General features: G+C 34.6%; 21 protein-coding genes. 15 read left to right on the top strand and 6 right to left on the bottom strand.

All coding sequences use genetic code 11. The features are described 5' to 3' along the window. Positions 1–48 precede the first annotated feature (48 nt). Complete coding sequence (locus CDZ89_RS12560) at positions 49–855, top strand: inositol monophosphatase family protein (RefSeq protein ID WP_100333764.1); 807 nt, start codon at positions 49–51, stop codon at positions 853–855. 30 nt (positions 856–885) lie between these two features. Here CDZ89_RS12560 and CDZ89_RS20375 read toward each other — a convergent pair whose 3' ends face one another. Continuing rightward, the gene (locus tag CDZ89_RS20375; RefSeq protein ID WP_406564896.1) at positions 886–1,059 is read right to left on the bottom strand and encodes a DUF5325 family protein; all 174 of its coding nucleotides are present in this window, start codon (positions 1,057–1,059) and stop codon (positions 886–888) included. A 168-nt stretch (positions 1,060–1,227) separates the two neighbouring features. Here CDZ89_RS20375 and typA point away from each other — a divergent pair, with 168 nt between their 5' ends. From typA to CDZ89_RS12540, 3 genes are all read left to right on the top strand, one after another. Continuing rightward, the gene (gene typA / locus CDZ89_RS12550; protein ID WP_096154785.1) at positions 1,228–3,069 is read left to right on the top strand and encodes a translational GTPase TypA; all 1,842 of its coding nucleotides are present in this window, start codon (positions 1,228–1,230) and stop codon (positions 3,067–3,069) included. Between the two features lie 102 nt (positions 3,070–3,171). Continuing rightward, positions 3,172–3,489, top strand: a complete 318-nt coding sequence (locus CDZ89_RS12545) for a YlaH-like family protein (protein WP_176483737.1) — start codon at positions 3,172–3,174, stop codon at positions 3,487–3,489. Positions 3,490–3,491: 2 nt separating this feature from the next. Continuing rightward, positions 3,492–3,788, top strand: coding sequence for a hypothetical protein (locus tag CDZ89_RS12540; RefSeq protein ID WP_096154784.1), 297 nt, complete (start codon positions 3,492–3,494; stop codon positions 3,786–3,788). Positions 3,789–3,833: 45 nt separating this feature from the next. Here the strand turns inward: CDZ89_RS12540 and CDZ89_RS12535 are convergent, their stop codons facing one another. Together CDZ89_RS12535 and CDZ89_RS12530 are read right to left on the bottom strand one after the other, a co-directional pair. Then, complete coding sequence (locus tag CDZ89_RS12535; protein ID WP_096154783.1) at positions 3,834–4,262, bottom strand: hypothetical protein; 429 nt, start codon at positions 4,260–4,262, stop codon at positions 3,834–3,836. Beyond that, on the bottom strand, positions 4,256–4,456 hold the full coding sequence (locus tag CDZ89_RS12530; protein WP_096154782.1) for a YlaI family protein: 201 nt from the start codon (positions 4,454–4,456) through the stop codon (positions 4,256–4,258). The genes CDZ89_RS12535 and CDZ89_RS12530 overlap by 7 nt, the downstream gene beginning before the upstream one ends. A 100-nt stretch (positions 4,457–4,556) precedes the next feature. Between CDZ89_RS12530 and CDZ89_RS12525 the strand changes: the two genes are divergently transcribed. Then, positions 4,557–5,015: a pyridoxamine 5'-phosphate oxidase family protein gene (locus CDZ89_RS12525; protein WP_100333763.1), complete on the top strand. Its 459-nt coding sequence runs from the start codon at positions 4,557–4,559 to the stop codon at positions 5,013–5,015. Positions 5,016–5,385: 370 nt separating this feature from the next. Here CDZ89_RS12525 and CDZ89_RS12520 read toward each other — a convergent pair whose 3' ends face one another. Next, on the bottom strand, positions 5,386–6,012 hold the full coding sequence (locus tag CDZ89_RS12520; protein WP_096154780.1) for a YhcN/YlaJ family sporulation lipoprotein: 627 nt from the start codon (positions 6,010–6,012) through the stop codon (positions 5,386–5,388). A gap of 206 nt (positions 6,013–6,218) precedes the next feature. On the opposite strand from CDZ89_RS12520, the gene CDZ89_RS12515 reads away from it, so the two are divergent. Next, positions 6,219–7,547 carry a PhoH family protein gene (locus CDZ89_RS12515; RefSeq protein ID WP_096154779.1) on the top strand — a complete coding sequence of 443 codons (1,329 nt, stop codon included), beginning with the start codon at positions 6,219–6,221 and terminating at the stop codon, positions 7,545–7,547. A 91-nt stretch (positions 7,548–7,638) separates the two neighbouring features. Here CDZ89_RS12515 and CDZ89_RS12510 read toward each other — a convergent pair whose 3' ends face one another. After that, positions 7,639–8,139, bottom strand: a complete 501-nt coding sequence (locus CDZ89_RS12510; protein WP_096154778.1) for a hypothetical protein — start codon at positions 8,137–8,139, stop codon at positions 7,639–7,641. Between the two features lie 172 nt (positions 8,140–8,311). Between CDZ89_RS12510 and glsA the strand changes: the two genes are divergently transcribed. The 3 genes from glsA (at position 8,312) to pyc (ending at position 13,936) form a co-directional block, all read left to right on the top strand. Then, complete coding sequence (gene glsA, locus CDZ89_RS12505; RefSeq protein WP_096154777.1) at positions 8,312–9,241, top strand: glutaminase A; 930 nt, start codon at positions 8,312–8,314, stop codon at positions 9,239–9,241. A 105-nt stretch (positions 9,242–9,346) separates the two neighbouring features. Beyond that, positions 9,347–9,628, top strand: coding sequence for an Fpa/YlaN family protein (locus CDZ89_RS12500; protein WP_096154776.1), 282 nt, complete (start codon positions 9,347–9,349; stop codon positions 9,626–9,628). Between the two features lie 870 nt (positions 9,629–10,498). Beyond that, positions 10,499–13,936: a pyruvate carboxylase gene (gene pyc, locus CDZ89_RS12495; RefSeq protein ID WP_100333762.1), complete on the top strand. Its 3,438-nt coding sequence runs from the start codon at positions 10,499–10,501 to the stop codon at positions 13,934–13,936. 58 nt (positions 13,937–13,994) lie between these two features. Here the strand turns inward: pyc and CDZ89_RS12490 are convergent, their stop codons facing one another. Beyond that, positions 13,995–14,933 carry a COX15/CtaA family protein gene (locus CDZ89_RS12490; protein WP_141395208.1) on the bottom strand — a complete coding sequence of 313 codons (939 nt, stop codon included), beginning with the start codon at positions 14,931–14,933 and terminating at the stop codon, positions 13,995–13,997. Between the two features lie 541 nt (positions 14,934–15,474). Between CDZ89_RS12490 and cyoE the strand changes: the two genes are divergently transcribed. The 6 genes from cyoE to ctaG all read left to right on the top strand — a co-directional run bounded on the left by cyoE (position 15,475) and on the right by ctaG (position 21,571). Then, positions 15,475–16,413, top strand: coding sequence for a heme o synthase (gene cyoE, locus CDZ89_RS12485; protein ID WP_096154773.1), 939 nt, complete (start codon positions 15,475–15,477; stop codon positions 16,411–16,413). A gap of 170 nt (positions 16,414–16,583) precedes the next feature. Beyond that, positions 16,584–17,630, top strand: a complete 1,047-nt coding sequence (gene coxB / locus CDZ89_RS12480) for a cytochrome c oxidase subunit II (protein WP_096154772.1) — start codon at positions 16,584–16,586, stop codon at positions 17,628–17,630. 23 nt (positions 17,631–17,653) lie between these two features. Further along, on the top strand, positions 17,654–19,525 hold the full coding sequence (gene ctaD, locus CDZ89_RS12475; RefSeq protein ID WP_198508265.1) for a cytochrome c oxidase subunit I: 1,872 nt from the start codon (positions 17,654–17,656) through the stop codon (positions 19,523–19,525). After that, complete coding sequence (locus CDZ89_RS12470) at positions 19,525–20,145, top strand: cytochrome (ubi)quinol oxidase subunit III (RefSeq protein WP_100333760.1); 621 nt, start codon at positions 19,525–19,527, stop codon at positions 20,143–20,145. The genes ctaD and CDZ89_RS12470 overlap by 1 nt, the downstream gene beginning before the upstream one ends. 4 nt (positions 20,146–20,149) lie before the next feature. Then, positions 20,150–20,482 (top strand): cytochrome c oxidase subunit IVB, encoded by a 333-nt coding sequence (gene ctaF, locus CDZ89_RS12465; RefSeq protein ID WP_096154769.1) that lies wholly within the window; start codon positions 20,150–20,152, stop codon positions 20,480–20,482. Between the two features lie 180 nt (positions 20,483–20,662). Beyond that, entirely contained in the window at positions 20,663–21,571 is a 909-nt protein-coding gene (ctaG, locus tag CDZ89_RS12460) for a cytochrome c oxidase assembly factor CtaG (protein WP_100333759.1), read from the top strand. Positions 21,572–21,792: the final 221 nt, after the last annotated feature.

Below are 21,792 nucleotides of genomic sequence, written 5' to 3'. Positions count from 1 at the left end.
AATAACCATACATATTACTGAAAGTTTATAGTGAAAGGTTGGAAGTAAATGAATTGGTCTGAAATTGATAAAGACGCTAAACAGTGGACACGTGAAGCTGGCGATAGAATTAAAGCATCCTTACATAAAGAATTAATGATTGAAACAAAAACATCTAGAGATGATTTAGTTACAAATATGGACAAAGAAACCGAAGAATTCTTCATCAAAAAAATTAATGATAAATATCCTGAACATCAAATTTTAGGAGAAGAAGGATTTGGTAATACAGTTAAAGAATTAAAAGGTACTGTTTGGATTATCGATCCTATTGATGGAACAATGAACTTTGTTCATCAAAAACGAAACTTCGCTATCTCTGTTGCAGTGTATGAGGACGGAATTGGGAAGATAGGTTTAATTTATGATGTGATTAGAGATGAGTTATATCATGCATTTGAAGGACAGGGAGCATTTTTCAATGAAGACCCTATACCGGCCTTAAATGAGGTAAAAGTGGAAGATGCGGTAATAGGGATGAACGCAACATGGGTGACGGAAAATAAGCGAATTGATCCAACTATATTGGCCCCACTCGTAAAAGATGTAAGGGGTACTAGATCATACGGATCGGCAGCTCTAGAGTTTGCATACGTAGCTACAGGTAGAATTGATGCCTATATTACATTAAGACTTTCTCCATGGGATTTTGCGGCAGGCCTAATCATAATTAATGAGTTAGGTGGAAAAGTTACCACACTGTACGGTGAACCATTAAATTTATTAGAACAAAACAGCGTTTTTGTATGTAAACCAGGATTACACGAAGAAATTATGGAAAATTACTTATATAAGTTAAAGCAAAAAGAAGACTGAGTGTTAATACTCCGTCTTCTTTTCTGTCTTTTATTGTTCTAACCTTTTTGCTCTAAAGCCTAATCCCATTACAATAATCACTAAGATTGTGGATAGAATAATACCTGTTAAACTTCTGTATGCAACAGCAACACCAATTAGTCCCATAGAGAAGGCTGTAGCAATAGCAAAAGCGATAAACTTCCATTGAATATTTTTCATCATTCATACTCCCTTTTTTAAACAAAAGAATAATTTAACTTTTCAGAAAATAATCTTATATTTACATAATTTTTTATTCATTATTATTTTACATAAACAGAATCGTTTTTTCTACTATGTTTGTGGTATAATACTATTTGGTTTGATTTTTGACATTAGGGAGATGAAATTTTGAAAATTCGTAATGATATTCGAAATATAGCAATTATAGCTCACGTTGACCATGGTAAAACAACGTTAGTAGATAAATTATTACATCAAGCAGGAACGTTCCGTACAAATGAAACGGTTCAAGAACGTGCGATGGATTCAAATGATTTAGAAAGAGAACGTGGAATTACAATTTTAGCTAAGAATACAGCTATTAATTATAAAGACACAAGAATTAACATTATGGATACACCAGGACATGCTGACTTCGGTGGAGAAGTAGAGCGTATCATGAAAATGGTTGATGGTGTTCTTTTAGTTGTTGATGCATATGAAGGTTGTATGCCACAAACACGTTTCGTTTTAAAGAAAGCATTAGAGCAAAACTTAACGCCAATAGTAGTTGTAAATAAAATTGACCGTGATTTTGCACGTCCTTCTGAAGTAGTAGATGAAGTTATCGATTTGTTTATTGAACTTGATGCTTCTGAAGAACAATTAGAATTCCCAGTAGTCTATGCATCTGCAATTAATGGAACTGCTAGTACAGATCCAGAAAAGCAAGATGAAAACATGGAAGCAATTTATGAAGCGATTATTAAACATATTCCTGCTCCTTTCGATAACAGTGACGAACCATTACAATTCCAAGTATCTTTACTTGACTACAATGACTATGTAGGAAGAATTGGTATTGGTCGTATTTTCCGCGGTACGATGAAAGTTGGTCAACAAGTTTCTTTAATGAAACTAGATGGAAAAGTGAAACAATTCCGTGTTTCTAAGCTATTCGGTTTCATTGGCTTAAAGCGAGTAGAAATTGAAGAAGCAAAAGCTGGTGACCTCGTAGCTGTTTCAGGAATGGAAGATATTAACGTAGGAGAAACAGTTTGTCCTACGGAACACCAAGAAGCTCTTCCTATATTACGTATTGATGAGCCGACATTACAAATGACTTTCTTAGTAAATAACTCACCTTTTGCTGGTAAAGAAGGTAAGTTTGTAACTTCTCGTAAAATTGAAGAGCGTTTAACTGCTCAATTAGAAACAGATGTAAGTTTACGTGTAGACCCTACAGATTCACCAGATGCTTGGGTTATTTCAGGTCGTGGAGAATTACACTTATCTATCTTAATTGAAAACATGCGTCGTGAAGGATTTGAATTACAAGTGTCTAAACCAGAAGTCATCATTCGCACAGTTGATGGTGTAAAATGCGAACCAGTAGAGCGTGTACAAATTGATGTGCCTGAAGAGCATACTGGTGGGGTTATGGAATCAATCGGAGCACGTAAAGGTGAAATGGTTGATATGATTAACAATGGTAATGGACAAGTTCGCTTAATCTTTATGGTCCCTTCTCGTGGATTAATTGGTTACTCTACTGAGTTCCTATCATTAACACGTGGTTTCGGAATCATCAACCACACATTCGATAGTTACCAACCTATGGCTCAAGGGCAAGTTGGTGGACGTCGTCAAGGTGTACTAGTCTCAATGGAATCTGGTAAAGCTTCTTCTTACGGTATTATGGGAATTGAGGATCGTGGAGTAATCTTCGTTGAGCCTGGTACAGAAGTTTATGAAGGAATGATCGTAGGAGAGCATAACCGTGACAACGACTTAGTTGTAAACGTATGTAAAATGAAACAAGCGACAAACATTCGTTCAGCTAACAAAGACCAAACAGTTGGTATGAAAAAACCGCGTATTATGACGCTTGAAGAATCTCTAGAATATTTAAATGATGATGAGTACTGTGAAATCACACCTCAATCCATTCGTTTACGTAAAAAGGTTCTAGATAAAAATGAGCGTGAAAGAACAGCGAAGAAGAAAAAGCTTGCAGCGGCAGAAAAGTAAAAATTAAAACTGGAGTTGCTCGCAATACGGATATCTTAATTTAATTTAAGGTAAAAATATTGCGAGCTTCTTTAGAATTTTAACTATAAGGGGGAGTAGACAATGGTGGATGTTTCTGAGAGACTTTCTTTCTTTGCAAAATTATATCGAGTTGACGAAAACCCTGAATTAGGAATGTGGTTGTTATTTTTAACAATCTTTGCTTTATCCGTCCTAGTATATAAATTAGGCTTTGCGTTAAAGCTTCCAATTTTAAAGTCAGCAGTCATTTATTTATTTTTATTTTTTGGAACTTCTGTTCTAACGTTTTTAGGAGCGTTTCTACCGGTAGCGGAAGGGTTAGTTGTTGCAGCGTTAATTTTAATCATATATAAAATACGCTTACACAACTCGAATAAAATGGAACAAAAGGAGTCGTAACGATGCGCTCTTTACAAGATACAATTTATAATTGGTTAACAATTAAAGTAGTAGCAGATGTACGTAAAGATGATAGTGCAGCTCAAGAGACTGAGACTCTTTTTAAAAGTATGTTGATGGAAGATCATGAAATTACTTCCATTGAATTTGTAAAAGAAGAGCCAATGTACTATGTATCATATGAACAACATGGTGAAATGAAAAAAACACGATTCCCTATCGAGCTTATTGATGTCATGATAAATCAAATAAGTGAGGAGCCGGAGCGTTATAAAAATTATGAAAACGAAGAAGCCTAAATAGATTACTATTTAGGCTTCTTCTAGTTTTTATGCTTTTTCATCTTATATTCTATAGAAAATAGGTAGTAATAGCGCAAAGAACAGGTGTGCTACTGTCCATAAGGTTAATGCAAAGACATCGTTCATAGCTGGTGTTTCTTTCATCGCAAGAAAGGTCAATGGAAAATATAAAAATATAGTAGGGAACGTTAATATAATAGAAAGTAAAAATTGAGCTCTTTTTTTAACTAAATGATATTTTTGCACAATTAGAGAAAATAAAACACCTATACCTAATGCTATTATTAAATGGAATATAAATTCAACCGTTTCGCTAAAGCTAAAAGAACCTAAATAAGGTATAAAATCAATGTTTAATAAAAGAGTATAAACATCTTTTTGGAAAAATGTTTGAAACAATTTCATTAACAGCCCCATTAAAATCCCACTTACTAAGCCCGTCAATGCACCATTCCAAATGTTTTTTACCATTCATCTTGATCTCTTTTTGGTTCGTACAATCGGAAATTTCCAGTTGCAAATCTTTCATTTGTTCTCTTTTCAATTCTTTCGCTACATTCGTTACACATATATGTATGAATAGGTCTATTTCGTAGACGTTTTGCTATTAACAATTCATCGTCAATCGATTCAATTTTGTCACATAACACACATTTTACTCTCATATGTCCACCTCTTATGGTAAATATGGTATAAGTATAGCATAATATAGAAAAAACCGTTAAATCTAAAATGTATTTATTTTTCAATGTGGAGGGGTCAAGTATGCCAAATATAACGGAACCAGAATTGATTGAGCCTTTACTTAAAGCATTGCAAGAGGATAGACTTGTATCATTATGTACGATAGATTTTGAATCTAAAGGCCCTAGTGTTAGTGCTTTATCTTGGATTTACGCTGAGAATAGTACAACAATATTGTTAGCAGTAGATTTTTCATCAAGGATTATTAAAAACATACTACATAATGACAAAGTAGTTGTTACGGTACATGCTAACGAATCAGTATACTCCGTTCATGCTACAGCAAAGATTCAGAATGAATTAATTGAAAATGTACCTTTAAAGCTCTCGCTTGTTGAGTTAAAAGTGACAGCTGTTAGAGATGTTATGTTTTATGGTGCAAAGTTGAGTGTAGAACCACAGTATGAAAAAACTTACGATAAAAACGCAGCACAAAAACTAGATGAACAAATCTACACCGCTCTGAAAAAATTCAAATAACAGTAATGTATTTCAAACGAAAAAAAGAGTCTGGGACAAAAAGTATGAAGTATATCTAGGCTTAAAAAATTGTTGTAGTTGAACTTCATATGGCCTATGAAGTTCATCTAGGCTTAAAAAATTGTTGTAGTTGAACTTCATAAGGTCTATGAAGTTGGATTGTGGAAAGTGCTTTCGGACTTTCTTTCGCATTGGCATATTATTTTGTTCCACCAATAAGGAGAGGCCCTCAAGAACCAAAAATTGTTCTTGCGGGCCTCTTCAATATTATTAACCGCCTTTTATCCTAGTCTCTTTTCTTTTGCTTAAAATTAGTTAAATCAATATCATAACTAGGGTTCGTAAAGTAGTAAGTCATTATGAACAGTACTCAGTTTCCTACATTTTTATATCGTTCTTCTTTTTTATAATGATTGGATTGTTCTTGTTGTTTTTCTTCTAATTCTCTCGCTTCATTTTCAGGCATTTGAGGATTGTTCTGTTCTGTAGGGTTAGGTTCAGCTGGTTCTTTTAAGTCTATTGGTATTTCAGGCATTACTCTACCTACAATTTCAGCAAGCTCTTCTAATATGCCAGCAACTGGGCGACCTCTTTGGATATCTCTCCCCATTTCTTGTAGACGAACATACGTATCAGCATCCGCAATGATAATAGCATTGGCTCCATACGGATCTTTTTTTAAACTTTCTGCAACAGAATACTTTATGGTACTTACTCGAGAACGATCTAGTTTAGAATTCACATCAATTCCAACAACCGCATAAGGGCCAATTACAACAGCAGTTGCATCATTTACGTTTGGGATACGAAGGGCAATTTCTACTAAATGGCGAGATACTTCTTGTCCTGTTTTGTTATCAACTTGTTGGTTTGCAGAGTCCTTAACGTGAATAATTCGATTATCTTCTTCATTTCTAGCTACGTTATCAGGTTGATTCATACAACCAGTTAGTAACAAAATTATTAATAAAAGTGTAATGGTTATTTGTTTTTTCATGTTGTTTCACTCCTTTATTGAACAAATAGATAGTTCAATTTTTCTATTATTGTTTATTTGTTCTTCTATCTTTATTCATTTGGACATATATTTTATCAACGGTCCGTCCTTTCCCCTTTACAAGTCATCCATGTAAAGGATGGACGCCTTGTGACACTCCGAAATAGAGAAAAAATGAAAAAAGTGTAGAAGCAGGAGGCGGAAGGTTGAAAAAAATTTATGTATTAGACACAAATGTCTTATTACAAGACCCACATTCCATTTATCAATTTGGTGACAATGAAATTGTCATTCCAGCAGTTGTGTTAGAAGAGGTGGATTCTAAGAAACGTTATATGGATGAGATAGGTCGTAATGCAAGACAAGTTTCTAAAATAATCGATTCATTAAGGCAAACGGGAAAATTACACGAAAAAATACCAATCCATACTGGTGGTTCCATACGAATTGAACTAAATCACCGAAGTTTTCATGAGTTACAAGAAATCTTTGTTGAAAAAACAAATGATAATAGAATACTCGCAGTTGCAAAAAACTTATTTCTAGAAGAACAAACAAAAGAAGATGGAAAACCTGTTATTTTGGTTAGTAAAGATGCGTTGGTTCGGGTAAAAGCGGATGCAATTGGACTAACTTCTCAAGATTTTTTAAATGATCGTGTGGTGGAAATGGACCACATTTATAAGGGATTTTTAGAAATGTATGTTTCAACAGAGGTTTTAAGTTTGTTTTATGAACGTGGAGAAATTTCCGTATCGGAATTAGTTAATCATCCATTTTATCCTAATCAATTTATCATCATGAAAGATGCATTAGGGAGTTCTGCATCAGCCATTGGAGTTGCAGATTTAACAGGTAATAAAGTGAAAAAACTCATCTTTGACTTCGATCATATATGGGGTATACGCCCTAGGAATGCTCAACAAACGATGGCGTTGGAATTGTTGCTAAGAGATGATATACCTTTAATAACATTAACAGGTAAAGCAGGAACAGGTAAAACGCTAATTGCCCTTGCAGCGGGTTTAATGCAAACAGAAGACCTTAATAAGTTTAAAAAGCTATTAGTAGCAAGACCAATAGTGCCAGTTGGAAAAGACATAGGTTATTTACCAGGAGAAAAACAAGAGAAATTAAGACCTTGGATGCAGCCCATTTATGATAATTTAGAATATTTATTTAACACTAAAAAACCTGGAGAACTTGATGCGATCCTAGCAGGAATCGGATCAATTGAAGTAGAAGCATTAACTTATATACGTGGTAGAAGCATTCCGGAGCAATTTATTATAATTGATGAGGCTCAAAACTTAACAAAACATGAAGTGAAAACGATTTTAACAAGAGTAGGGGAGCGCAGTAAAATTGTTTTAATGGGAGACCCTGAACAAATTGACCATCCGTACCTGGATGAATTTAATAATGGATTAACATACGTAGTGGAAAAGTTTAAAGATCAAGGGGTGGCAGGACATATAAGATTAGTAAAAGGTGAACGTTCCAAATTAGCTAAACTAGCTGCGGATATTTTATAAGGTTAAACTTAATAAAATATGTTGAACGGGAAAAAGATAGGGATGTGTCTATATTGGTAAAGACCATTATAGTAACACATCCCTATTAGTGTTAGGAGATTATTATTTTGTGCACGCCCTTTATCGGATTATCCAAATTAGAGCCATTATTATAAATAATATGTACGGGTCCGTCACTTTTTAAAGGTTTCCCTTTGTTTGAAAACTTCATAATCATTTCTTTTGCTTCTTTAATTGAAAAACATTGTTCATTATTATTGCTAACAAAAGTAACTGTACTAGAGTTCTCAAACGGCTCGGCATTTTCAATAAATGGTGCCAATTTAATTCCAAAAGTACTGGTTAATACTTTTTCTTTTTCAAACTTTTTTTCTGTTTTTAAAGTTGGAGGATGAATAGCTCCTTCTGTGATCTCTCTATCCCAATGTTTTGAAATATTTTTTGTGTATTTTTCAATTGCAGAGATTTCCTCTTCTTTTTCTTCCGTAAAATAACTTTCTAAGTCAATACGACGGTCGTCAAAAATCCATACACCTGGATCTAAAGTGATGGTAAACTTAACTTTACCTTCTATATGAATGATGTTCTCCATGTTGTCCCCCTGTTACATTTTTTCTTATTATATCGAAATTTCCATAACATTTCTATTATGACACAATAACCTTTTCATAATGACGTTTTAGAACGAAAAAAAAGGTTATTCTAACAATACATAACATTTCTACTCATGGATGTGAATATAAGAAGAATAGGAGAATAAATACATGCCTTGCAGGTCAAGTGAAGAACTTCAAGTATTAATAGATGAATCTAAAAAGGTAGCAATAGAAGGTAAAGTTGCGAACTATATCCCAGCTTTACAAAGAGAAAATCCAGAAGATCTTTCATGTGCTATTGTATTCCCAAATAAACCATGTGTTTCAGCAGGGAATATTGAAAAGACATTTACTTTACAAAGTATATCTAAAATTATTTCTTTAGCTTTAGTATTAATGGATTATGGACCTGAGCATGTTTTTCATAAAGTTGGGAAGGAGCCAACTGGAGACCCTTTTAATTCAATCATTAAACTAGAAACAACATCAAAGTCTAAACCACTTAATCCGATGATTAATGCAGGAGCGTTAGTAGTAACATCGATGATTAAAGGGGATACGATAGATGATAGAGTAAATTATTTATTAGAATTTGTAAGGAAATTATGTGGATCTAAATCAGTCACATATTCGCAGGAAGTAGCTATTTCAGAATTTAACACGTCATTCCTTAATCGTTCCCTTTGTTTTTATATGAAAAATGGTGGTAGCATTTTAGGTGATGTTGAAGAAATTTTGGAAGTATATACGAAACAGTGCGCAATAAAAATGAACTGTTTAGATTTAGCGAAAATCGGTTCAATATTTGCTTTTGATGGAAAGAACATTGAAACAGGAGAGCAGATAATTCCGAAAGATGTTGCAAGAATATGTAAAACATTTATGGTTACATGTGGCATGTACAATGCATCAGGTGAGTTTGCTATTAAAATTGGAATACCCGCAAAAAGTGGTGTTTCTGGAGGGATAATGGGATCCGTACCAAAAAGATTCGGAATAGGGATTTTCGGTCCAGCATTAAACGAGATAGGAAATAGCCACACTGGACTAAAGCTATTGGAGCTCTTGAATGAACGATATGACCTTAGCATGTTTTGAAAATGTAATAAAATAAACAAATATATTGAGCCTAATCTTGCAATTTTGAGAAAAGAACGATAAAATTTAAGGATAGATATATGTTCTTAAACGGAGGGATCGATTTTGACATCCGAAATTATTGTCGATCATCGTGAAAAAGCGGTTACGCTATTGAAAGCTGATGCCGATAAAATATTAAAACTCATTCAAGTGCAAATGGATAACTTAACAATGCCTCAATGTCCTTTATATGAAGAAGTATTGGACACGCAAATGTTTGGATTGTCACGGGAAATCGATTTTGCAGTAAGATTAGGTCTTCTTTCAGGTAAAGAAGGTAAAGATATTCTCGGTAAATTAGAACGTGAATTATCTGCCTTACATGAAGCTTGGGAAAAAAAATAATAAAAAAATTCATCCATACATATGGATGAATTTTTTTTATTTATATGGCTCTTTTCGTAAACTTTGTTGTTTTTAATAGATTTCTCTATAGAAAAATGTTATCCGTTCATTTACATTGCAAAAGGTAAAGGTTTCTATCAAATGGCGGAAGTATCTATTATAAGGTGAATGAACTAAACTTTCGCTAAGGAAACAGAGAAAAGTATGCGTCATAAGGCAAATGGAAGGAACTTTCGCTAGGGAAACAGGAAAAAAGTAGGCTCATAAGGTGGATGAACGAAACTTTCTCTAGGAAAAAAGGGAAAATGTATCCATCATAAGGCGGATGAACGAAACTTTCGCTAAGAAAACAGGAAAAAGTATGCATGATAAGGCGAATGAACGAAACTTTCGCTAAGGAAACAGAAAAAAGTATCTATGATAAGTCTAGTGAAATAAATCCAATAACCATTTTTTTAAAACAACCTTGATAGTCTTGTTCGTTAGTATAAATAATTCAGTGGCCTCGCGTTTTGCCTGTGGGGTCTCACGCTGAGGGACAGGAAGGCACGGGATCCATGTGCATCGTGCGCTAGCATTTTCGAGGATTCCAGTGCCTGCAGCGAAGATACACCTTATTTCTAAAATAAAGATAAAAGCAACAATCCTTTACGAATAGAGCTATTTTTATAGAATATAACCGAAGGTATATGCAACATACTTGCCATATCACTAAATATTAGTTTAATATAATGATTATTATTTGAAAATTCCAATTTATTCACTTAACTTAGACAAAAAACGTTAAATTTAGCAGGAAATTAGTAAAGCGAATCGAATCATGTATTAAAGGTATACTTTAAGTGTAAATCAGCTAAGGGGGAAACAGGCGTGAAAAAGATAAACAAGGTGTTAGTTGCCAATCGTGGCGAAATCGCAATAAGAGTTTTTCGAGCGTGTACAGAATTAAATATTCGAACAGTAGCGATCTATTCTAAAGAAGATATGGGATCCTATCATAGATATAAGGCAGATGAAGCTTATTTAGTAGGCGAAGGTAAAAAACCGATAGACGCTTATTTAGACATTGAAGGAATCATTACTATTGCCAAAAACAACGCTGTAGATGCCATTCATCCTGGATACGGGTTCTTATCTGAAAATATTCAGTTTGCTAAAAGATGTGAAGAAGAAGGAATAATATTTATTGGTCCAACTTCTGAGCACTTGAACATGTTCGGTGATAAAGTAAAAGCTAGAACTCAAGCGCAACTTGCAGGAATACCAGTTATACCTGGAAGTGATGGTCCTGTTCATTCTTTAGAAGACATTATGGATTTTGCTAGTACATATGGTTATCCGCTAATGATTAAAGCTTCACTCGGTGGTGGCGGTAGAGGGATGCGTGTTGTCCGAACAAAATCTGAGTTAAAAGAAGCGTATGAACGTGCCAAATCAGAAGCTAAAGCAGCATTCGGTAACGATGAAATATATGTAGAAAAGCTTATTGAAAAGCCGAAACATATTGAAGTACAAATATTAGGTGATGATAGTGGCAATATTGTTCATTTGTATGAAAGAGATTGTTCGATTCAACGTCGTCATCAAAAAGTGGTTGAAATTGCTCCAAGTGTTTCATTATCAGAACAACTTAGAGATGATATTTGTCAAGCAGCCGTTAACTTGATGGAGAATGTAAACTATGTAAATGCTGGTACAGTAGAATTTTTAGTTTCAAATGGAAAATTCTACTTTATTGAAGTAAACCCTAGAATTCAAGTAGAGCACACTATTACAGAAATGATCACAGGTGTAGATATCGTACAATCCCAAATAATGATTGCCCAAGGGCATTGTTTATTTAGTGATGAAATAGGAATTCCATCACAAGATGAGATAGTAATAAACGGATTTGCTATTCAATCACGAGTTACAACAGAAGATCCATTAAATGGGTTTATGCCGGATACGGGCAAAATTAATGTTTATCGCTCAGGCGGAGGTTTTGGTGTTAGATTAGATGCCGGTAACGGTTATCAAGGAGCTGTTGTTACCCCTTACTATGATTCATTGTTAGTAAAGTTATCAACATGGGCTCTAACTTTTGAAAAGGCAGCATCAAAAATGGAAAGAAATCTAAAAGAATTCCGAATTCGTGGAATAAAAACCAATATTCCTTTCCTAGAAAACGTTGTTAAACATCCGAAGTTTATGAATGGAGAATATGACACTTCTTTTATTGATACAACTCCTGAATTATTTGTATTTCCTAAAAGGAAAGACCGTGGAACGAAAATGCTATCCTATATCGGCACAGTAACTGTAAATGGTTTTCCTGGTGTGGAAAAGAAGAAAAAACCAGTATTTGATGAACCTAGATTGCCAAATGTAGAAACAATCCCCAACTTTGCGAACGGAACAAAACAAATACTTGATGAGCAAGGGGCAGATGGACTTGTTAAATGGATAAAAGATCAAAAAGAAGTTCTTCTAACCGATACAACATTTAGAGATGCACACCAATCTTTATTAGCAACACGTATGCGTACTAATGATTTAATGAGAATAGCAGAACCAACTGCAAAGTTAGTGCCAAACCTATTTTCTATGGAAATGTGGGGTGGAGCAACTTATGATGTAGCGTACCGCTTTTTAAGTGAAGACCCATGGGAAAGATTATTAACATTACGTGAAAAAAGTCCGAATATTTTATTCCAAATGTTATTACGCGCTTCAAACGCGGTAGGATATAAAAACTATCCAGACAACTTAATTAAAGAATTTGTAGAAAAATCCGCGTATGCAGGAATCGATGTATTTAGAATTTTTGATAGTTTAAACTGGGTTAAAGGAATGACATTAGCAATTGATGCTGTAAGAGATTCTGGGAAAATCGCAGAAGCCTCTATTTGTTATACTGGTGATATTAACGATCCAACTCGTTCTAAATATGATTTAACATATTATAAAGATTTAGCTAAAGAGTTAGAACAATCTGGTGCACACATTTTAGCTATTAAAGATATGGCTGGATTATTAAAACCACAAGCTGCCTATAAGTTAATATCAACATTAAAAGACTCTATTGATATTCCAATTCATCTTCATACCCACGATACTAGTGGAAATGGAATTTATATGTATGCGAAAGCTATTGAAGCTGGTGTAGATATTGTCGACGTAGCAGCAAGCTCTATGTCTGGACTTACTTCGCAACCTAGCGCATCAACGTTATTTTATGCGTTAGAAGAAAATGAACGTCAGCCAAGGATTGATGTAGAGTCCTTAGAGAAAATTTCACAATACTGGGAAGATGTCAGGAAATATTATAAAGATTTTGAAAGTGGAATGATGAGTCCACACACAGAAATTTATCAACACGAAATGCCAGGAGGGCAATATAGCAACTTACAGCAGCAAGCAAAAGCAGTTGGACTCGGCGAGCGTTGGGAAGAAGTTAAAAACATGTATCGCACTGTTAATGACATGTTTGGTGATATTGTAAAAGTTACTCCTTCTTCTAAAGTAGTTGGTGATATGGCATTATTTATGGTTCAAAACGAATTAAAAGAGCATGATGTGTTAGAAAAGGGAGAAACATTAGATTTCCCTGATTCTGTTATTGAATTATTCGAAGGTTTTTTAGGTCAACCACACGGAGGGTTCCCAGAAAGATTACAGAAAGTAATTTTAAAAGGAAAAGTACCAATCTCGGTTAGACCTGGAGAATTATTAGATGATGTTAATTTTGAAGAAGTGAAAGAAAAACTATTTAACACACTTAACAGACAAGTAACAAGTCATGAAATGATTTCTTATGCTCTATATCCAAAAGTTTTCCTCGAATATCAAGAAAAGTATGATATGTTTGGAAATATTTCCGTTTTAGATACTCCAACTTTCTTGTATGGGATGCGATTTGGAGAAGAGATAGAGATAGAGATTGAAAAAGGGAAAACGTTAATTGTGAAATTAGTTTCAATCGGTCAAGCACAAGAGGATGGAACGAGAGTAGTTTACTTCGAGTTAAATGGTCAACCACGTGAAGTGATCATCAAAGACGAGAATGTAAAATCAATGGTTACAACAAAGCAAAAAATTGATCGTAATAATACAGGACATATAGGAGCAACAATGCCAGGTACTGTTATTAAAGTTTTAGTAGAAAAAGGAGAAAAAGTTACAAAAGGTGACCACTTAATGATTACCGAAGCTATGAAAATGGAAACGACTGTTCAAGCACCATATACAGGCACAGTTCAGGAAATTTTCGCTAACTCAGGTGACGCCATTTCTACTGGAGACTTATTAATAGAGTTAAGAAAATAAATAATGGCTTTAACTTAAAAGATAAGCGCGTAACCTGTTGATTGGTTACGCGCTTATCTTACATTTCTATACTTTTGTTATTATTTGCTTTCGTTCGATTCGACTTATTTCTAGATACAAGCATTAATAAATAACTTAGAACTCCAAATAAAAGAGAAATAATTAATGCATGTAATAAAGAAACAAAAAGATTTAACTTAGTGAAAATAATGATAGCTCCGCTTATTACTTGAAGAGAAACAAGAACCAAAGATATAATCCATCCCCACTTTATAACACTTTGGTGAGAATATTGTTTTATTGCAAGTACTGCAACATACAAAATCCAAATAAATATTAATCCTGCTGCGGCTCTGTGCCCCATTTGTATCCATTCATGCATTTGTGTAGGGATTCCAAGTCCGTTTCTTGTACACAGTGGCCAAGATGGACAAGCAAGACTTGCACCAACGTGACGCACTAATGCACCAGAATAGACGACGATATAACTATACGTAATGATACCAATGATATGAAAAGTCATTCTGCGATCAACAATGATAGACTCAGCGTTAAACTTTTTATCGGCTTCAAAAATCAAAAGCGTTAATAGAAAGACAGAAGCATAGGATACTAATGATATCCCGAAATGAAGAGCGAGAACAAATGATGACTGGCCCCACATAACTGCAGCTGCCCCAATTAAAGCTTGAATAATTAAGAAAATAAACGATAAAATGGCAAGAAACTTTGTTTCTCTTTTTTCTCCGATTGCTCTCCATGACCAAACCGCTAAGACTAATACCATTATAGCAGCCAAACCAGAAACAACACGGTGACTCAATTCAATCACTAATGCTAAATCTATTTCACTTGGTATTAGTTCACCGTGGCATAATGGCCAGGAATCTCCACAACCAGCTCCTGAATCTGTTTTTGTTACTAATGCTCCCCCGATTAAAACAAATAGCATGACAATTGACGTACAAACGGCGAACCATTTCAATTTACGATGCAATAGTTTCACCTCTTAAAAGTAATTTAAATCCTTTATACTAAAATAGCTGAAAAAATGTTAAAATAATAAACGTCCAACACAATACTACACAAAAACCTAATTAATGACAACATAATAAGTTGCGGCTTTATTATTATAATAAAAAAGGTTGATTGTTTGGAAGGAGTTTGCTAGAAATATATAAGGGACTTGTTGGTAATACTGTAAATTTATTATCCATCTTTACATATACGTGACTGTTAACTATTATACATGGAGTAGGCTTTTTCGAAACGGTTTTTACACTACGTGACACAAATTAGTCATATTTTCTACAAATAATTTTCACAAACTAAAACGTAAATATGATTTAATATACAGAGAGTAGGAAATAAAAACACTCTGCCTGATTTTCTAACAATTATTTGTAGTAAAGTAGTGGAAACGAATACAATTTAAAGAGATTAAGGCTCTTCGTGATATACTATTAAACAGGTGCACACCTTATATTCGCTACTATTAGAATTTAAGTAGTGAAGGTTAGGTTAAAGGAGGAATATAAATGGCTAATTTGAGGACAATGGAACATGCGGCAGATCAAATGACAGATGACCGTCCTCAAGATGAATTGCTAACAACTTCTGCTTGGAAAGATTTCTTAGCATTAATAAAGATTGGAATTGTTAATTCAAATTTCATTACTACATTTACTGGTCTTTGGCTAGCACTTCACTTTACGAATAAAGGTTTTTTAGACAATATACCTTTAATGTTATTAACAATGATTGGTTCATCATTAGTTGTGGCTGGTTCTTGTAGTTTAAATAACTACATTGATCGTGACATAGATCATTTAATGGAAAGAACGAAGAACCGACCTACTGTTACAGGTAGAATGAAGGTTAATAGGGCGTTATATTTAGGATTAATACTAACTGTAGTAGGTACAATCCTCTTAGCAATGACAACTATTACTGCAGCTGTAATCGGCCTTATTGGAGCTTTTACTTATGTTGTTTTATATAGCATGTGGTCTAAAAGAAAAAATACGTTAAATACAGTTATCGGTAGTGTGTCAGGTGCTGTTCCACCATTAATTGGTTGGGCTGCAGTGGACCCAAGTTTATCACTTGTAGCATGGATTTTATTCTTAATATTATTTGTTTGGCAAATCCCACACTTCTTAGCAATTGCTATTAGAAGGTGTGAAGAATATAGAAACGCAGGTATACCAATGTTACCTGTTGTTCATGGGTTTGAAGTTACTAGAAGGCAGATGGTAGTTTGGGTTTTATGTTTACTTCCTTTACCATTCTACTTATTTGATTTAGGGACTGTATTTCTAGTATTAGCTACACTCTTAAATGTTGGATGGGTAGCGCTAAGCTTCGCAGGTTTTAAAATGAAAGATAATAGAAAATGGGCAACATTAATGTTTGTTTATTCCTTAAACTATTTAACGATACTCTATGTATCCATGATAGTTGTAACAATCTTTTAATTTTTAAAATACCTTTTTACATTTTAACGATGGAATACTACAATGATATAAGTAGTAGTTCTATCATTTATTTATTTTGTGATTAGATTCTTTCTCATGAGATTAAGAAGGAATTTATCAATACATTACTACTTCACTCACTATACAAGAAAGAGGGGTTTGATTAGGCTATGAAGAAATGGTTACCAAATTGGCGTATATTTACACTGTTCAGTGTGTTAGCGCTATTTTTAGCAGGCTGTGGTGAACCATATTTATCTGCACTTAAGCCAGTTGGTGAAGTAGCAGATATGCAACTGTCACTAATTGTACTAAGTACAGTAATTATGACGTTGGTTGTTATAGTGGTTACAATCATCTTCATTTACGTTGTTGTGAAATTCCGTCAACGTGAAGGCGATGAAGAATTTATTCCTAAACAAGTAGAAGGAAGCCACAAATTAGAGATTATTTGGACTGTTATCCCTATTTTACTATTATTAATTTTGACAGTTCCAACAGTTTCCTACACCTTTAAATTAGCGGATGTAACACCAATGGAAGATGAAGAGCAAGATGCGTTAGTAGTTAACGTTACAGCTCATTTATACTGGTGGGAATTTGAATATCCAGACTATGGTGTAGTAACTGCTCAAGACTTAGTAGTACCAACAGATGAAAGAGTTTACTTCAACTTGAAAGCAAATGATGTTAAACACTCATTCTGGATTCCAGCAGCTGGTGGAAAAATGGACACAAACACAGATAACGTGAACCAAATGTGGTTATCATTTGACTCTGAACGTTCTGCTAATGCAGGAAACTTATTATATGGTAAGTGTGCAGAGCTTTGTGGACCATCACACGCATTAATGGACTTTAAAGTTCAAACAATGTCACGTACTGAGTTTGATCAATGGATTGAAAGAATGCAAAACGTTGAACACACAGCTACAACTGAATTAGCACAAGCTGGTGAAGAAATTTATGCACAAAGCTGTATAGGATGTCATGCAATTTCTGGTACTCAAGGTAGTATCGGACCTAACTTAGCTAACTTTGGAGAACGTTCTCGTATTGCAGGTGTGCTTGATCACACAGAAGAAGACTTATATAACTGGTTAGATGATCCAGAAACATATAAGCCTGCAAACAAAATGACGGATAAGTATCCAAAGTTAAATCCAAATGAATTAGACGCTCTTGTTGAGTATTTAATGGGATTAAAAACAGAATAGAATTACGGTAAAAAGGAGGTTACATTGTGAGTACGGTAGCTCAGAAAAAAGGTTTTGGCGCAACTGTATGGGATTACTTAACAACAGTAGACCATAAGAAGATTGCGATTATGTACTTAATTGCCGGTGGCTTCTTTTTCATCGTCGGTGGTTTGGAAGCGATGTTTATTCGTATTCAGTTAGCTAAACCTAACGGCGACTTCTTAAGTGCAGGTCTTTATAATGAAATATTAACAATGCACGGAACAACAATGATTTTCTTAGCGGCGATGCCACTATTATTTGCATTTATGAATGCAGTTGTACCTTTACAAATTGGTGCTCGTGACGTAGCATTCCCGTTCATTAATGCATTAGGTTTTTGGTTATTCTTATTTGGCGGGATTTTCTTAAACTTAAGTTGGTTTTTAGGCGGCGCACCTGATGCAGGTTGGACTTCTTATGCATCCTTATCCTTAGCATCAGAAACACATGGTATTGACTTTTACGCCCTCGGGCTTCAGATTTCCGGTATCGGTACATTAATTGGGGGTATTAACTTCCTTGTAACAATCATTAACATGCGTGCACCTGGTATGACTTACATGAGAATGCCTTTATTCACATGGTCAACATTTGTTGCATCTGCATTAATCTTATTTGCTTTCCCTCCATTAACAGTTGGATTAGCTTTACTAATGTTTGACCGTTTATTCGGTTCAGCATTCTTCGACCCAGCTCTTGGTGGAAATACAATTATTTGGGAACACTTATTCTGGATCTTCGGACACCCAGAAGTATATATTCTAATATTACCAGCATTTGGTGTTTTTTCAGAAGTATTCGCTACATTCTCTAAGAAACGTCTATTCGGATATTCTTCTATGGTATTCGCAACAGTATTAATCGGTTTCTTAGGATTCATGGTTTGGGCTCACCACATGTTTACAACTGGTCTTGGGCCAATCGCGAACTCCATTTTCGCAGTTGCAACAATGGCAATCGCGGTACCAACTGGTATTAAAATCTTTAACTGGTTATTTACAATGTGGGGCGGTCAGATTAAGATGACTGCAGCAATGTTATGGTCTGTAGCATTCATTCCAACATTTGTTATGGGTGGAGTTACAGGGATTATGTTAGCGGCAGCAGCGGCTGACTATCAATATCATGATACTTACTTTGTAGTAGCTCACTTCCACTACGTAATCGTAGGTGGGGTAGTATTTGGTCTATTTGCTGGTGCTCATTACTGGTGGCCGAAAATATTTGGTAAGATTTTAGATGAAACATTAGGAAAAATCACGTTTTGGTTATTCTTTATTGGATTCCATTTAACATTCTTAATCCAACATTTCTTAGGGTTAATGGGTATGCCACGTCGTATTTACACGTTCTTACCTGGACAAGGGTTAGATTTAGGTAACTTAATTAGTTCAGTTGGAGCATTCTTCATGGCTATTGCAACAATTGTATTACTTTGGAACATAATTAAAACAGCTATGAGCAAACAAAAAGTACTTGGCGATGCATGGGGTACTGGACGTACACTTGAGTGGGCAACAGCTTCACCGCCAGTAGAGTACAATTTTAAACAAACTCCACTTGTACGTGGTTTAGATCCATTATGGATTGAAAAAATGGATGGTAAAAAAGGTATGACTCCTGCTGAGCCTGTTGGAGATATCCACATGCCTAATGGATCAATCTTACCGTTTGTTATTTCACTAGGTTTATTTATTTCAGCATTCGGTATTCTTTATAAAAACGACTATGGTTGGGGTATCCCAGTAATGATTTTAGGACTTGTTGTTACATTCGGTGCAATGTTCTTCCGTTCTATCATTGAAGATCACGGTTACCATATTCATAAAGAAGACATTATGGATGATGACGATAAGGGGGTTAATCTATAATGCATGCAGAAGAAAAATTAACTGCTGAAACTTTTCCAGCATCGCCTGAAAAAGCAACCCTCGAAGGAAAAAATAAGTTCCTAGGATTTTGGCTCTTCCTTGGAGGAGAAACTGTACTATTTGCATCATTATTTGCAACATATTTAGCGCTTAAAGATTCAACTGCTGGTACTCTACCAGGTGCGGATATATTCGACTTAGGATTAGTATTCGTAGCAACGATGATTCTTTTAACAAGTTCATTAACAAGTGTATATGCTATGTACCATATGAAGAACTTCAACTTCCAAAAAATGAAGCTGTGGATGTGGATTACTTGGTTCTTAGGATTATCGTTCTTAATTCTAGAAATTTATGAGTTCATGCATTACATCCATTTAGGACACACTTTCACAAGTAGTGCATTCGGTTCAGCATTCTATACGCTTGTTGGAACACACGGAGCTCACGTTCTATTTGGTTTATTATGGATTGGTACTTTATTAATCCGTTACTCTAAGACTGGTCTTAACCTTTACAATGCACCGAAGTTCTATTTAGCTTCTTTATACTGGCACTTCATTGACGTTGTTTGGTTATTTATCTTTACAGTCGTATATCTAATGGGAATGGTGGGATAATCTGATGGCGAATCAAACATCAAATTCAGGTAACCCGAAGGTAGATTTAGCTTATCGTCGTAAAAAGAGCGCAGAAGAAATGAAATACCAAGTAGTTTCTTTTGTACTAATGATCTTTTTAACAGTACTTGCCTTCGTTGCAGTAGGCACGGATATGTCTTCATACTTTGTAGTGCCATTTATCATTTTACTTGCTGTAGTACAATGTATTTTCCAACTATATTACTTCATGCACATGAACCATAAAGGTCATGAAGTACCTGCTTTATTCTTATATTCAGGTTTACTAGTTGGACTAGTTACAGTGTTAGCTTTTGTAACAATTGTTTGGTGGTAATAAATCAAAACGCGATGGTCAATTTCTGTTGGCCGTCGCGTTTTTTTATTTGATAATCTATGTCGAATTTATGACAAATTCCGATAGGTACAAATAGGAAGTGGTAGCTTCATTGAATAGGCTGTACACCGTGTAGTATAATGATTTTATGTTCCTAAAGTAGTATTAAGAGGTGATAACATGTACAGCAACATAGAAATCTTTGGGTTTCGAGCTTTATGGAGTCCATTTTTCTTTCTTTCCATATTAATTATTACTGCTCTCTACATTTACTTTACTGGTAAAGGCAGACATAAGATTAAAGACTCAGAACCTGTATCAACAAAGCAGAAAACTTTCTTTATTGTCACTATGGTTTTATTATACTTAGTTAAAGGAAGCCCATTAGATTTATTAGGACACTTAATGTTAAGTGCACATATGACACAGATGGCTTTTTTATATTTAGTTATACCTCCACTATTAATATTAGGTATGCCTAATTGGATGATTCGTAAAGTCGTATATGCACGATTTTTAAAAGGTATTATTGGATTCTTGACAAAGCCATTAATTGCTCTTATAACATTTAATGCCTTATTCTCGCTTTACCATATTCCAGTTGTATTTGACATTATTAAACAGGATATGATGATGCATTCTATATTCACTACTATTTTGTTTTTAGCATCTATGATGATGTGGTTCCCTTTAATTGATCCACTTCCAGAGCAAAAAGGTATGTCTGGAATAAAGAAACTTGGTTATATAATGGCTGATGGAGTATTACTAACACCTGCATGTGCGCTTATTATCTTTGCAGAAACTCCATTGTACACAACGTATTCGGATATGACTGCGTGGTTGAATGCACTTGCCTTATGTGTGCCAGCTGGTACGTTAGCAGGATTAGATTTAGGTGGGCCAGAAATGTTTAATATGATGCCGTTGTTGGAAGATCAACAACTCGGTGGGATTATTATGAAGATTATACAAGAGGTTATGTACGGAAGTATACTCGCTTTTGTTTTCTTTAAATGGGCTAGAAGAGAAAGAGAAAAAGATGAAGTAGATATTAACGATTTAATGCAGCCGAGAGTTGTTAAATAAAGCACCAACTAAATGGTGCTTTTTTTCTATGAATCAACAATTTTATGAACAAATCATAAAAACCATTGAATTATATCGCTACGTTGCCTACAATATTATTGTACTAAAATGTGATAAAGTTAATTGATTTTAAGATTGAATTAATTTCATAATTACGGTTCGTTCAATGAAAACCGAATGTTTTACTTAATACGGAATAATTTAGTCCATTTTAAAGTTTC

Source organism: Bacillus alkalisoli (assembly GCF_002797415.1).
GTDB lineage: Bacteria > Bacillota > Bacilli > Bacillales > Bacillaceae_I > Bacillus_CD > Bacillus_CD alkalisoli.
This window is presented reverse-complemented; position numbering and strand designations above follow the sequence as displayed.